This is a genomic window from Serratia marcescens (assembly GCF_006715005.1).
Taxonomy (GTDB): domain Bacteria; phylum Pseudomonadota; class Gammaproteobacteria; order Enterobacterales; family Enterobacteriaceae; genus Serratia; species Serratia montpellierensis.
The window spans coordinates 2354610-2368547 of sequence record NZ_VFMJ01000001.1; the positions used below are offsets into that span (position 1 = coordinate 2354610).

Annotated in this window: 14 protein-coding genes; 8 read left to right on the forward strand and 6 right to left on the reverse strand. The window is 57.6% G+C overall.

Annotated elements, in window-relative coordinates:
• Window positions 1-75 precede the first annotated feature (75 nt).
• Complete coding sequence (locus FHU12_RS11250; RefSeq protein WP_185742300.1) at window positions 76-1719, forward strand: DUF262 domain-containing protein; 1644 nt, start codon at window positions 76-78, stop codon at window positions 1717-1719.
• Between the two features lie 202 nt (window positions 1720-1921).
• Here the strand turns inward: FHU12_RS11250 and FHU12_RS11255 are convergent, their stop codons facing one another.
• Window positions 1922-2350: a tautomerase family protein gene (locus tag FHU12_RS11255; RefSeq protein WP_141969361.1), complete on the reverse strand. Its 429-nt coding sequence runs from the start codon at window positions 2348-2350 to the stop codon at window positions 1922-1924.
• Between the two features lie 166 nt (window positions 2351-2516).
• Here FHU12_RS11255 and FHU12_RS11260 point away from each other — a divergent pair, with 166 nt between their 5' ends.
• Entirely contained in the window at window positions 2517-3011 is a 495-nt protein-coding gene (locus tag FHU12_RS11260) for a winged helix-turn-helix transcriptional regulator (RefSeq protein ID WP_141969363.1), read from the forward strand.
• Window positions 3012-3018: 7 nt separating this feature from the next.
• Here FHU12_RS11260 and FHU12_RS11265 read toward each other — a convergent pair whose 3' ends face one another.
• The gene (locus FHU12_RS11265; protein WP_038630260.1) at window positions 3019-3456 is read right to left on the reverse strand and encodes a LuxR C-terminal-related transcriptional regulator; all 438 of its coding nucleotides are present in this window, start codon (window positions 3454-3456) and stop codon (window positions 3019-3021) included.
• 618 nt (window positions 3457-4074) lie between these two features.
• On the opposite strand from FHU12_RS11265, the gene FHU12_RS11270 reads away from it, so the two are divergent.
• From FHU12_RS11270 to FHU12_RS11295, 6 genes are all read left to right on the forward strand, one after another.
• Window positions 4075-4608, forward strand: coding sequence for a fimbrial protein (locus FHU12_RS11270; RefSeq protein WP_049209198.1), 534 nt, complete (start codon window positions 4075-4077; stop codon window positions 4606-4608).
• 89 nt (window positions 4609-4697) lie between these two features.
• Window positions 4698-5420, forward strand: coding sequence for a fimbrial biogenesis chaperone (locus tag FHU12_RS11275; RefSeq protein ID WP_141969365.1), 723 nt, complete (start codon window positions 4698-4700; stop codon window positions 5418-5420).
• Between the two features lie 20 nt (window positions 5421-5440).
• Window positions 5441-7975 carry a fimbria/pilus outer membrane usher protein gene (locus FHU12_RS11280; RefSeq protein WP_141969367.1) on the forward strand — a complete coding sequence of 845 codons (2535 nt, stop codon included), beginning with the start codon at window positions 5441-5443 and terminating at the stop codon, window positions 7973-7975.
• Between the two features lie 28 nt (window positions 7976-8003).
• Window positions 8004-9344, forward strand: a complete 1341-nt coding sequence (locus FHU12_RS11285; protein WP_141969369.1) for a fimbrial protein — start codon at window positions 8004-8006, stop codon at window positions 9342-9344.
• Entirely contained in the window at window positions 9344-10096 is a 753-nt protein-coding gene (locus FHU12_RS11290; RefSeq protein ID WP_230490449.1) for a fimbrial biogenesis chaperone, read from the forward strand. Before FHU12_RS11285 ends, FHU12_RS11290 begins: the two co-directional genes overlap by 1 nt.
• Window positions 10097-10141: 45 nt before the next feature.
• Window positions 10142-11008, forward strand: a complete 867-nt coding sequence (locus FHU12_RS11295) for a hypothetical protein (RefSeq protein ID WP_141969371.1) — start codon at window positions 10142-10144, stop codon at window positions 11006-11008.
• A 6-nt stretch (window positions 11009-11014) separates the two neighbouring features.
• Here FHU12_RS11295 and FHU12_RS11300 read toward each other — a convergent pair whose 3' ends face one another.
• From FHU12_RS11300 to FHU12_RS11315, 4 genes are all read right to left on the reverse strand, one after another.
• Window positions 11015-11608: an ATP-dependent Clp protease proteolytic subunit gene (locus FHU12_RS11300; RefSeq protein WP_141969373.1), complete on the reverse strand. Its 594-nt coding sequence runs from the start codon at window positions 11606-11608 to the stop codon at window positions 11015-11017.
• 43 nt (window positions 11609-11651) lie between these two features.
• Window positions 11652-11981: an SRPBCC family protein gene (locus FHU12_RS11305; RefSeq protein ID WP_141969375.1), complete on the reverse strand. Its 330-nt coding sequence runs from the start codon at window positions 11979-11981 to the stop codon at window positions 11652-11654.
• Window positions 11978-12292 (reverse strand): ArsR/SmtB family transcription factor, encoded by a 315-nt coding sequence (locus FHU12_RS11310; RefSeq protein ID WP_047727753.1) that lies wholly within the window; start codon window positions 12290-12292, stop codon window positions 11978-11980. The genes FHU12_RS11305 and FHU12_RS11310 overlap by 4 nt, the downstream gene beginning before the upstream one ends.
• A 102-nt stretch (window positions 12293-12394) precedes the next feature.
• Complete coding sequence (locus FHU12_RS11315; RefSeq protein ID WP_141969377.1) at window positions 12395-13897, reverse strand: amino acid permease; 1503 nt, start codon at window positions 13895-13897, stop codon at window positions 12395-12397.
• Window positions 13898-13938 lie beyond the last annotated feature (41 nt).

Genomic DNA, 13938 nt, shown 5'->3' on the forward strand with positions numbered 1-13938 from the left:
CCGAGTCTATTCCTGTTTCGTGAGAAAGGATCTATGATAGATAGTAAACTTTATTCAAAAGACCATGGAGAAACAATGAACAATTTAGAGGGAAAAATAGAATCGGTTGGTAAGATTTTTTCATCAGACTTTTTTTTCGCTATACCAGACTATCAAAGACCATTTGCTTGGGATGAATCTAACTTTCAAGATCTAATTGACGATTTGGAATTAGCCAGGAGTGGACATCAATATTTCCTAGGGACGCTAGTCCTTCATAAAAAAGAGGAAAAGAATCTATATGATGTAGTCGATGGACAGCAAAGAATCACGTCATTACTTATCCTATTTGCCTGTCTACGAGATTTAATAGACGATCCAAACTTCAAAAAACACCTGCAGGGAAAAATAGTCCAAGAGGAGAACCAGGTTGATGGTATTCCTGAGTTACCTCGAATCTCTGTTAAAGACCGACAAACTTTCCGAGAAATAGTGTTAGCTGAGGGAGGGACAGAAAAAATTTATAAAGCCGATGAACTCGCTGAGCCTCAGACTAGATACGTAAAAGCAATAACTATATTTAAATCAGCATTGAATAAATACACCCAAGATGAGTTACAAAACTTCACTCGTTTCATAAATCAGCATTGCAATATTATATATTTAGCAACATCAACATTTGATGATGCTTTCCGACTTTTCACTATTGTGAATGATAGAGGAAGACAGTTAAGAAGAATTGATATCCTCAAAGCGCAAAATATATCTCCTGATGCAATAGCCAACTCAGGGATAAGAGAACGTGTAGCAAGACAATGGGAAGATTTGGAGAATGATATTGGTGAAAAGGAATTTGAATCTGTATTATTCGCTATGCGAATGATATTAATTAAAGAGAAACCACAAGAAGACTTATTTGCAGAATTTGAAAATAAAATATTCAAAAGAGGTCTTTTATCCAAAGGTGAAAAATTCGTAGACGAACTAAAGGTATATTGCGATCTTTATAGGCGTATATTTGCAGATAAAGACTATTTAACGAAAACAGACCCTAACGCTTTAAAATTCAGGGCTATGATCCATATTATGGACAGTGAGTTCGAAGCGTCAGAGTGGCGCGCTTGCCTTATGTTCTTCGCAAAAAAATTCGCTGGGGATTTATTCTACGAGTTCATGCTAGAAATAGAAAAAGTTTACTTAGAGCAATGGGTCTCAGGAATAAGAAAAGATGAACGCTTTAGCATATACTCAAGAATACTAAAGCTTATAGACTCAAAAAGTAAACCTTCAGAAATCTTGGACGAAATAAAATACAATCCAGCCACGATAGTTGAAGCTGCAAAATTAAAAGACATGTACAGATCAAGGTTTGCAAAATACTTTTTACTACGCCTTGAGATTACAGCAAGTGAACATGATGTATACAAAGAAATAAACGCCAAATCTATCGAACATGTTTTCCCTAGAAATCCGTCGGACACCTCCGATTGGATTAAAGACGAAGATTATTCAGAACATATTGATGTAGTTGATTGTATTGGTAACTTGGTACTTCTTAGCAAATCGAAGAACTCATCAGCCAGCAATCATGACTTCGAGGTTAAAAAGGAAAGATATCTCAAGGATCGTATGTCAGATTACCCGCGAAGCTTAAAGATAACTCACGAATCAAATTGGACTATTGCTAAAATAAAATCCAATCGTGACCAGTTAGCTGAACAGATTATAGTAAACCCATGAGCATCATCTATTTCCAAACAAACAGGTGTATACTAGTTTGAAGAGAACAGGGCCTGAATTATAAGCTAAATGCCCTCAGTAATGCATTGGCATGACTCGCAAAGACATCCAAGCTTGCATCATAATCCCCCTGTTCTCCACTATCCAAAAATCCACGCTTCCGCGTGGATTTTTTTGTCCTGATATCCCCAGACTCACCCCATCAACTTCCCTCCCACACCGAAGGCCGGTTCTCGCTGCGCCACTTCTCGCCCGGCGCCGTTCCCGGCGCCGGCGGTTTTAATCCGTCAATCGTCCACAGCGAGAACGGCGTTTCGTCGACGTGCAGTTCCCAGCGCAACCCGCGGGCGGCGATGTAGGGTTGCAGGATGCGGGTGCAGGCCGCCAGGAATTGCTGCTGCTCCGCGTCGTTGTCCATGGCGCGCGCGATGTGATCGATGGTCACCCGTACGAAATCATCGGCCGGTTCGCCGCCGAGATAGGCCGAACCTGGCGGCAGCGCGTGGAAGAACACGTTGACGTAAAAGCGCGGCAAAAAATCCTGGTACAGGGCGGTGACCTTCTGCGCAATCGCGCGTTTATCGGCGGCGCTGAAGGCCGGCTCAGGATGGTAAATCTGCCACAGTGGCATAACGTTTTCTCCTCGGTGAAGGCGTGGGTTTCCGGCCGGCGTTCAGGCCATCAGCCGCTGTTAAATAAATACTCCAATAATAAGAGTAATAACTCCAATTATTGAAGTTATCAAGCCGAGGCGATAAAATTATCCGCATTCGGGCGTCAAACAGAGGTAAGGCAACGTGAAAGCAAAAGGGTTTGAAGGCATGACGTGCTCGGTGGCGCACGTGCTGTCGGCATTGGGCGATCGCTGGGGTGCGATCCTCATGCGCGATCTGCTGCTGGGGCTCTCGCGCTATGACGATTTGCGCCAGTCGACCGGTATCACCAACAATACGCTGACCGATCGGCTCAAGGCCCTGGAAAACCATGGCCTTATCGAAAAGCGGCAATACCAGACGCGCCCCGATCGTTACGAGTACCTGCCGACGGAGAAGGGAAAAGATCTCGGGCTGCTGGTGATGGCGATGATTCAGATTGGCGATAAATGGAATCTGTCCGAGCTGGCCGGGCCGCCGCTGCGCGTGGTTGACCGCGTGACCGGCCACCCGGCCACCCTGCGCGTAGTGGATGGCGTGACCGGCGAATCGTTGCCGCTGCAAAACCTGGCGCTGGCCGCCGGGCCCGGCGCCGATGAGATCACGCAATGGCGGCTGGCCGTCGGCAAAACCCGCTAACGGTGCGCTACAACAGCGCTATCATCTTCAGTAGTTCGACCCGATTGCGGATGCCGAACTTTTTGCCGGCGTTATTGAGGTGCGAATAAACGGTTTTCGGGTGCAGGTTAAGCCGTCGAGCGGTCAGGCGGATATCTTCGGTGCGGGCGGTTTCACACAGCACCGCCGCTTCGCCAGGCGTGATCGCCGCCGCCCGCTGCCGGTTCACCACGTGCCGTTCGCTCGTCTCCTGGCGGGCCAGCGTTGCGCAGGTCTCTCGCACCACCTGTAACGCTTCCCGTTTGTGCAAAATCGCATCCGGCTGCGCCGCCGCGATAAATGCCAGGATCAGCGGCGAAGTCTTATCGACGAAGAACAATATCCGGACATTTTTATATTCAGCGCGGCAAAGGTGAATAAACGTCAAATAGGCTTCGAATCGATAAATTTCATGGGGAAAATCCATGATAATTAAATCAGGCGCCGGGCTTATATTTTTAACGATGTTAATATTGGGCGAAGATAAGGTTATCACCCCACCGCCTAATAATGTTTTCATGCCCAACCGGCACAGCGGTGAACCGTCGATATAAATCACTCTCACTTTAATTCTCCTTATCAGCATGGACGCATGCTTCCACACCTCAGGCGGCTTGTCGCTGCTCTTTTTTGGGGTAATTCGCCTGCAAAGCACACCGATATAAAACATCTTGATAACATGTTTTTCAAATAATCAGGCAACCGTCAGCACGTTGATTAATACGCAAAAAAGGCATGAATGTTTCAAATTATTTCAATCACAAAAACTGGCAATCCAATAAAATCGCAACGCAATGATATAGATCTATTTTCTATTTTGTATGATATAAGCGCAAATGAAAAAAAATGTAACAGCAGGCTTTCTCGTCTTATTGCCTTATTCAAAAGGCCTATAGGGAAAATTCTTAGTTTGTTAGGATGAAAATCCATGCTTGCCGAGGCGTTTAAAAAACAATTGCGCAACATGATTAACCCACAACCGCACGTCAGTAATTTATTACTGTCAGGAAAGCTTTTCTCTAAAGTAAATTAAAGGGCATTTCACATGAATGTTAAATTAGTCGCATTATCCATGCTGGCTCTCTCCGGCACCTGTGCGGCCGCTTCGTCCAATACGGTGCAATTTAAAGGCGAAGTCAGCACGCAAACCTGCTCGGTAAATATTAACGGCAACCAATCCAACCCGGTCGTTCTGCTGCCGACCGTCGCCGCCAGCAAGCTCGCCGCCAAAGGCGCCACCGCCGGCGACACCACGTTTACCGTCAACGTGACCGGCTGTGCGGCCGCAACCAGCGATACGGCGATCAAAACCGTGCTGGCGGGCAATAATCCGACCACAAACGGCAACCTGGGCAACGCGGGCGATGCGGCCAAAGTGTCCATTCAACTGCTGGACAGCGACGCCACCACGCCGCTGTCGTTCGCCAGCGGTTCGACCGTCACTACCTCTGCGATGACGCTGGCGAAAGACGCCACCTCCACCTCGCAGAACCTGGTGGCCCGCTACTACGCGGAAGACACCGGCGTGGCGGCCGGTTCGGTGATCGCCACCGCACAGTTCGCCATTAGCTACAAATAAGCCGGCGTCAGGCGCCATACCTGTTGATGCCAGCGCCGTTCCTTAGCGAACGGCGCTGTATGACTCGCTCCCTTTATCGGTTCACGTTTATGCCGCAGATAACCCGCTCCGCCCGCCAATGGGCCGCCCTGTCGCTTTGCCTGATAAGTTTTGCCGCTACCCACGCGTCGGCCAGCGTGACGCTGCTCGGCAACCGCGTGATCTACCCCGCCGAGGCACGGGAAAAAACGCTGCAGTTCACCAACGACGACGGCACCCCGGCGCTGATGCAAATCTGGCTCGACATCAATAACCCCAAATCCACGCCGGAAAACGCCGATGCGCCCTTTGTCGCCTCGCCGCAAATCTTCCGCATGAATCCGCACAGCGGGCAGATGGTGCGGCTGTCGTTCGTCGGCCAACCGCTGCCGCGCGATCGCGAATCGCTGTTCTACCTCAACTTCCTGCAGGTGCCCGCGGTGCGCCAGACGGACAGCGACAAGAACAAACTGCTGCTGGTGGTCACCAATCGGCTGAAGGTGTTCTATCGCCCCGCCGGGCTGGCCGGTGACGCCAACCACGTTATCGATCGGCTCAGCCTGCGCCAGGCCGGCAACGCGCTGCACGTCGACAACCCGACCGGCTACTACGCCAACGTCAGCCAGGCCGCGATCCTCAGCGGCGCGAAACGCACCGTGATCCCGCAGGCGGATCTGATCCCGCCGTTTTCGCAGGCCAGCTGGCCGGTGAACGGGGAGGTGCGGCAGGTCGCACTGCGCGTCATCAATGACTATGGGGTGGAAATCACACGCACCCTGAGCGTCGCGCGCTGACACCAGACAGGGAGGTTTTCATGTTCGATGCTCGCAAAGCGACGCCGCTGCCCGCACGCTGGTGTTGCGCGCTGCTGGCGCTGCCGCTGGGCTGCGCCGCCGCCGACGGCTATACCTTCGATCCCACGCTGCTGCGCGGCAGCGTGCTGAGCAACAGCGCCCTGAGCCAGTTCAACCAACAGGACGCGGTCGCCCCCGGCAGCTATCAGATCGATCTGTACCTCAACGGCCAGTTTCTCGAGCGCGATCAAATTCGCTTCGTGCGCGAAGGCAAGCAGGTGCTGCCCTGTTTCGATCGGCCGCAGCTGACGCGCTTCGGGCTGAAAAATCCGCCGGCGGCCGCCGAAGCAGAATGCCTGCTGCCCGGTCGGGATCTGAAGGACATCACGGTGAGCGCGGACATTTCGCGGCTGCGGCTGGATCTGAGCATTCCGCAGGCGCTGTTGAACGGCCAGCCGCGTGGCAGCGTCAATCCCGCCAGCCTGGACAGCGGCGAATCGATGGCCTTCGTCAATTACAACCTCAACCAGTACCACGTCAGCTACCGACAGGGGCAAACCCGCGATCTCGACTCGACCTACGCCAACCTGAACGGTGGGTTCAACCTCGGGCTATGGCGCTACCGCCAGCAGTCCAGCTACCGCTACGATCGGGAGTTCGGCGGCCACCTGGACACCAGCCGCCGCTACGTGCAGCGCGCAATTTTGCCCTGGCGCAGCGAAATGCTGTTGGGCGAAGGGTTTACCGACGGGCACTTCTTCTCCGGCCTGGGCTTTCGCGGCATTCAGCTCAGTTCGGACGACCGCATGCTGCCGGATTCACAGCGCGGCTATGCGCCGGTGGTGCGCGGCGTGGCGAAAAGCAACGCGCGCGTGACGGTGCTGCAGGGCAAAAGCACGCTGTATGAAACCACCGTCGCGCCGGGGCCGTTCGCCATCAACGATCTGTACGCCACCAACTACGCCGGCGATCTCACCGTGGTGGTGACCGAAGCCGACGGCAGCGTCAGCACCTTCACCGTGCCGTTCGCCGCGGTGCCGGAATCCATCCGCCCCGGCCAGTCGCGCTACTCCGCGATCGTCGGCCGTTCCCGCTACGTCGGCGACAACGATCTGTTCAGCGAAGTGACCTGGCAGCACGGCCTGACCAACGCCCTGACCTTCAACCTCGGCAACCAGCTGGCGGACGGCTACCAGGCGATGATGCTGGGCGGCGTGTACAGCAGCTGGCTGGGCGCCTTCGGCATGGATACCACCTATTCCCACGCCAGCCTGCCGGACGGCGGCGCCTCCGGCTGGATGCTGCACCTCTCTTACAGCCGAACCTTCAGCCCGACGGACACCACCTTATCCATCGCCGGCTACCGCTACTCTACCGAAGGCTTTCGCGATCTCAGCGACGTGCTCGGCGTACGGCGCGCCGCCACTACCGGCCAAAACTGGCAGTCCGACTCCTACCGCCAGCGTTCGCGCTTCGAGGTCGCCGTCAATCAGGGGATGGGGGCATTCGGCAGCCTGACGATGTCCGGCTCGACTCAGGACTACCGCGATCAGCGCGGCCGCGATAATCAGCTCCAGTTGGGTTGGGGGAAAACCTTCGGCAACGGCGTGGCGCTTAACCTCTCCGTCACCCGCACCCGCAGCCTGGGCTACAGCAACGGCGACTACCGCGGCTACGGGCCGCTGGACAACGTCTACAGTGCGCCGCTGGCGCAGAACACGCAAACCGTCACCGCCCTGTCGCTGAGCTTCCCGCTCGGACGTTCATCATCCGCCCCCAGCGTCTCGCTGTTGGCCAACCACAGCCAGGGTCAGGGCGGCAACTATCAGGCTGCGCTGTCGGGCAGCGTCGGCGACGAGCAGCCGGTCAGCTACGGCCTGAACTTCACCACCGACGACGATCGCCAACAAAGCATCTGGGGCGGCAACCTGCAAACCCGCCTGCCTTACGCCAACGTCACCGGCTCGTTCTCCACCGCGCGCCAGTACCGACAAGGCTCCCTGTCGCTGCAGGGCGCCGTGGTGGCGCACCGCGGCGGCGTGACATTAGGGCCGTATGTCGGCGATACCTTCGCCCTGATCGATGCGCCCGGCGCCAGCGGCGCACGGGTGATGGACGGCCAGGGCGCGCGCGTCGATCGCTTCGGCTACGCCCTGGCGCCGTCGCTGGTGCCCTATCACTACAACACCGTCGCGCTGAACCCCGAGGGCATGAACGACAAAGCGGAACTGGAAGACGGCCAGCGCCGCGTCGCCCCGTACGCCGGCGCCACGGTGCGCCTGCACTTCAACACCGTGCGCGGCCAGGCGCTGCTGATCACCGCGCAGCGGCCCGATAACGCACCGATCCCGATGGGCGCCAACGTCCTTGACACGGCAGGCAACAGCGTGGGCATGGTCGGCCAGGCCAATCAGGTATATCTGCGCAGCGATAAGCGCGCCGGGGAACTGACGCTGAACTGGGGCGACGCGCCCAGCCAGCAGTGCACGCTGCATTACCGCTTGCCCGCCGGGGAAGACGGCCCGATTCAGCGGCTCAGCGCCCCATGTCGCTAGCCCATTAAACGTATTCTCAGGAGAGACGATGAAACGTATTGCTTACCCGATCGCCGCCCTGGCGCTGCTTGCTCTGTCGCTGTTCGGCGCGCCCGCCGCGCTGGCCCAATGCACCCGAGTCGCCCCCTGGATCGATTCCGGTTGCGATCCCTGCGGGGTGGGCACGGCGCTGGGCCGGGTCAATCTGACCAGCACTTACCTGCAGCCCGTCGGTACGCCGCTCGGCACCAGCGTGTTCGATCTTACGTCCGGCACGCGCTATCCGGATCCCAACAAGGTGCTGTATGAGTGCGACGCCAGCGATGCGGGGCAGATCTATGAAGTCTTCGCCACCAACGGCGACGATCGCGTCGGCGGCTATTACGATCTGGGCGCCCAAGACGGCAACCCCAACTACTACGCCACCTATTTCCCCTATGTCGGCATCCGCCTGACCCACCTGGATTCCGGCAAGGTTTTTACCCGCTACTGGCAGTCGGCGCCGATTACCCGCTACGCCACCGTCGGCAGCAAAATTCAGATCCGGGTGAAAGACTTCAGCGCCATCCGTGCCGACCTGATCCGCATCAGTTCGCTGCCGGGCGCGGGTGCCAGCAACTACTGTGGCTACAGCGCCGGCAACCCGCTGGTGGGCATGGCCTCGACCACCGGCAATTCGAACTATACCTGCACGCAGCCGAACGGCTATGTTACCTTTCAGGGGCCCGGCATCGCCTCGGATCCTATCGGCAGCGACTCCGCCACCAACTACGCCACCTGGGGCACCGGGCGCTGGAACGCGATGGGCATGGGCACCGCACCGATCTCCTCCTTGACCTATACAGCCACCTGCGTGGCGCGCAACGTCACGCCGCTGGTGATCCTGCCGACCATTTCCGTCAGCCAGTTGACCGCCGGGCAAACCTCACAGGCGCAGTTCACCATCAATATCGAATGTGACAACGCCGCCGTCTCCGGCGTCAGCAGCAACAATACCGCCCTCGGCCTGCAAGTGCCGTATGAAAGCTATGTCGCGGCGCAGCAACTCGGGCTGGTCAGTGCCAACGGCGGCGTGAGCTACCTGCTCTCCAGCGGCTACGGCACCGACAGCAGCGTCGCCACCGGCGTGGGTATCGCGCTCGCCAACGCCGGCAACGGCGCGCCGATGAACTTCGTCGGCTGGGCGCGCTGCAGCGCCGGGCAATGCCCGCAGGGCAACGACGCCGGCTGGTACCCGGTGCTCAACGGCGCCAGCGGCGGCGGCAGCACCGCGGCGGGATTCACCCACTACACCACTCAACTGACCGCCACGCTCGCCCGGCTGCCCGGGCAAACTGTCACCGCCGGCAAAGTGGACGCCAGGGCCTACGTCTGGGTTAAGGTGCAATAATGATGAGAAAGAAATATCTGACGATGGGATGCGCTCTGCTGCTGGCGCTGACGGCCATGGGCGCGCAGGCGGGCATCATCGCCTCGGCCACCCGGGTGATTTTCCGCGAGGGAGACACGGAAAAAACCCTGATGTTGCTCAACACCAACGGCTATCCGATCGTAGCGCAAACCTGGGTCGATAACGGCGATGTCAACGCCGCACCCGAACTGTCCCGCGCGCCGTTTGTCACCCTGCCCAGCGTATTCGCCCTGCAGCCTTCGGCGCTGAAAGGGCTGCGGATCCTGTTTGCCGGCGCGGCCCTGCCCACCGACAGAGAATCGGTGTTCTGGCTTAACCTGTATGAGATCCCGCCCAGCCGACCGACCACGCCGCCGCTGGCGTCGCACGTGACGCTGGCGATGAACACGCAGATGAAAATCTTCTACCGCCCCAAAGCGCTGAAGGGTAACGCCGACAACGCGGCCGAGGCCGTCTCGTTCTCGCTGCAAAAATCGCCGGGCGGCTATCTGCTGCGCTGCCACAACCGGTCGGCGTTTTATCTCTCCTTCGCCCGCATCGCCGTGCAAACCGACAGGCGCGATTACCCGGTGCGGCAAGAAAGCGACATGATGACCGCGCCGTTCAGCGTGCGAGATTACCCCCTCGATGGCGTTGCGGCGCTGACACTCCCTTCACAGGTCGCCGTTCAGGCCACCCTCATCAACGACCAGGGCCAACAGATCGTCAAATCATACACAGCAAACCCATAACGATAAAAAGCAGCACATTTTTTTTAAGTACAGGAAATAGGGAAAATGAGTCTAAGCAGATTCCAGCTACAGTTTCACCTGGAGAAACAGGCCAACATCATCAGGCAGTCACCGGCGTTTCACGCCGCCATCGTCAAACACGGGGAGTTATTGAAAGAGACCTACAAGAAACATCCGCTGTTTTACAAAATCATCTTCAGGAACAGCCGGTTCATCATTTGTTCCACCATCCTGTCCATTTATTACCACCAGCCCGACGCCGGGCTGAAAGACGTCAAAGCCTTTTTTAAAGGAAAGAATGTGATCAGCGAGAACTCCCTGGACTCCTTTCTGTTCTTTTTGCGGGTCGGCCGGCGACTGGAGGTCAAACCCTGCGAACATGACAAACGCCAGCTGCGCTATAAGCCTACGCCGCACGCGCTGGCGGAAACCCAGGCGCTGATCGCCTCAATGGCGTTGCCCTATCAGGCGCTGGCGCCACAGATGCCCATCGCGGCGCTGCTGGCGGCGCCCGACTTTCTCCCCGCCTTTTTCGCCGCCTACGGGCAGCTGATGCTCAAGGAGATCTACCTGATCGATCTGGTGCCGCAATCCGGACTGTTTATCAGCAAGGACGCCGGCCACATGGTGCTGCTGATGCTGCATATCGAAAGCATCCGGCAGGACTCCCCCTTTCTGCTGCTCTCCTCGGCGAAAATTGCCAAGTCGTGCTCCGTCTCACGCGCGCACGTAAACCGCATCCTACAGGCGGCGGAAAAATCCGGCCTGCTGACCACCACCAATAACGTGGTGATCGAACTCAACAGCTCGTTCTTTATCATGGCGGAGCGCTATTTCAGCCTCTATTTCGCGATGGTCGAATGCGGGCTTGAACGGGTTTGGCACACGCCGCAGGCCGCCGAGCCCCGCTGAGCCGTTTTACCGCTCCCGCAGCACCTTATCGATCAGCCCCCAGGCCGCCGCTTCGTCGGCGGTCATGAAGCGATCGCGATCCAGCGCCTGCTCCACCGCTTCATCACTCAGGCCGCAATGTTGGGCGTACAACCGGATCACCCGGTCTTTGGTGCGCTTCATTTCTTCGGCGTGGATCAAGATGTCGGACGCCTGCCCCTGAAAGCCGCCCAGCGGCTGGTGCACGTGCAGGCTGGCGTTGGGCAGCGCCATGCGGTGTCCCGGCTCGCCGGCCATCAGCAGGAACGAGCCCATAGAACGCGCAGTGCCCATGCACAGCGTATGCACCGGCGCACGGATGTACTGCATGGTGTCGTAAATCGCCAGCCCGCTGGTGATCGCCCCGCCCGGTGAGTTGATGTACAGGTGGATCGGTTTTTCCGGGTTTTCCGCCTCCAGAAACAGCAGCTGGGCACACAGCATTTCGGCCACGTCGTCGTTGACTTCGCCATTGAGGAACATGATCCGGTCGCGCAGCAGGCGCGAATAAATATCAAAGGAGCGTTCTCCCCGGCTGGTCTGCTCCACCACCATCGGGACGAGCATCATCTTCTCACGCATCGGTGAACTCCTGGGTTGGCAAAAAGGAAGTGATCGGAATGCGTCAGGCGGCGCGCATCACCATCGTCGGGCCGTCGTTGGCGGCGTCAAGCTGGTGGATCACCCGCAGCAGGCTGCCGCCGCCGACGCCCGGCACAATCTGCAGGGTGACGACGCTTTCGAGAAACGGCGGTTGGTCGTCGCGCAGACGATAGCTCACCGCCTCGCCCGGCGTGGTGGCCAACGGCTCGGCCTGTGCCAGGTCGCCCGTTGGCAGCCACTGCTCGCGCAGCGCAGGAATACTGAGCGCCCGCCACACCTTTTCCGGTGGCGCCTCGAGCGCATACTCCAACACCAGCCGATCGTGCGGCGGCGGCTCAGCCCGTTTGTTCATTGGTCCATGTCCTTCAGCAAGGTTTGCAGCGCGTCGATGCGCGCCGGCCACCAGGCGCGGTACTTCGCCAGCCACTGGGCGATCTGCGCCAGCCCGTCCGGGTCGACCTGATAATTGACGCAGCGCCCCTGCTTCGCCTCGCGTACCAGCCCGGCATTGCGCAGCACCGCCAGGTGTTGCGACATCGCCGACTGGCTGATGGGCAACCCTTCGCGCAGCGCGCTGGCATTCATGCTGCCGGCGGCGAGTTTGTCGAAGATGGTGCGGCGGGTCGGATCGGCCAACGCCTTGAAGATGTCATTTTCGTTCATATAAATACATTAGTATTCACTTATGTATTATGCAAACGCAGACGTGGACTTTTTACGCGAAACGAGACTCCGCGCCGGAGCGCGGAGCCGATAGAGGAGAGATTACAGCGGCTTATTGCAAGCGGGCGTGGTCAGCGCGGGTTGCCCGGCCGGCGCCCCTTCCTGCGCTTCCAGCGCGAGGCGCGCCAGCGGCATGTCTTCGTGGTAGCGCGCCTCGGCGTTCAGGGTCTTCGAGTAGCGATTGTACTTCCACCAGGCGTAGCCCAGAAACACCACCAACCCGCCGACGTTATAGAACACGATGGTCATGATGCTGGCGCCGGTCGGGAACGTCGAGGCGAAGAAACCGACGGTGAAGATGGCGATCAGCACGCTGACGATGGCGATGCCCTGCAGGCGCGAGCCCATTTTGAAATCGCGCGCTACCCGGTCGTACTTCAGCCGCAGATTCAGGTAGGCCAGCATGATGAACAGCGGCGGCAACATCGAGGCGGCGGCGGTCATGTTGATCAGCGTGTTCATCAAATCCTGCACGCTGCTGGAACCCAACGTCGGGATCAGCATCAGCGGGATAACGATGAAGAACTGGATCCAGGCCGCGCGCGTCGGCACGCCGTGCCGGTTCAGGCGAATGGTTTTCTCGCCGAAAATGCCCTTCGGGATTTCGGTGAAGAAAATCTTCACCGGCGCCGCCGTCCACATCAACAGCGAGCCGAACATGGCGGTGAAGGAAACAATGCCGACAAAGCGGTTCATCAGCACCGTCGGCAGGCCGAAGTGCGCCGACAGGCCTTCGAACACCTGTACCGTACCGCCGGTAAAGTGCAGGTCGGTGCGATGGACGAATACGTTGATCAGCAGCGAAGACACCGAATACAGCACGCCGATGAACAGCCCGGAAACGATGATCACCTTCACGAAGGCGCGGCTGCCGCCTTTCACATCGTTCACGTACACCGCCACGGACTCCGCCCCACCCGCCGCCTGGAAGATCCAGGCGGTAATGCCGAGGAACGCCCAGTTGAAGTTCGGGGTCATCGCCTGCACGTTGATCGGATCGGCCGGCTCAATGCCGCCCAGCACCGCCGCGCCCGCCAAGATGATGTAGGAAAACGTCAGCAGCAGCATCAGCGACGAGGTCACCGAGGTCATCGGCCCCAGCAGTTTTGCGCCGCTGTTGGAGATGTAGGTCGAGAAGGCGAACAGGAAGATGCTGATGATCGCCGTGGTCAGCGGCGTAAACACGTAGTCATAGCCTAAAAACGCGTAAGAGGCGTAGGCGATGACGCGCGGCAGCAGCGCGGTGAAAAAGAACAGGTTCACGAACCAATAGGTGTAGGCGGTGATAAACGCCCAGCGCCCGCCGAGCGCGCTTTTCACCCAGGCATAGACGCCGGCCTCGGAATTGCGGTTGAGCGAGACGAATTCGGCGATGATCAGGCAAAAGGGAATGAAGTAAATGATCGTCGCCACCAGGAATACCGGCGACGAAGCGACCCCGAGCTGAATATTGTTGTTAATCACGTTGTTGAAACTGAACACTGCCGCAAACGTCATCGACAGCAGGCCAAACTTGCCGATGGTGTTTCTGTTCGACGCAGCCATAGAGATTCTCCGAATGGTGTAGGGGACTTCGGTTTGTTGTT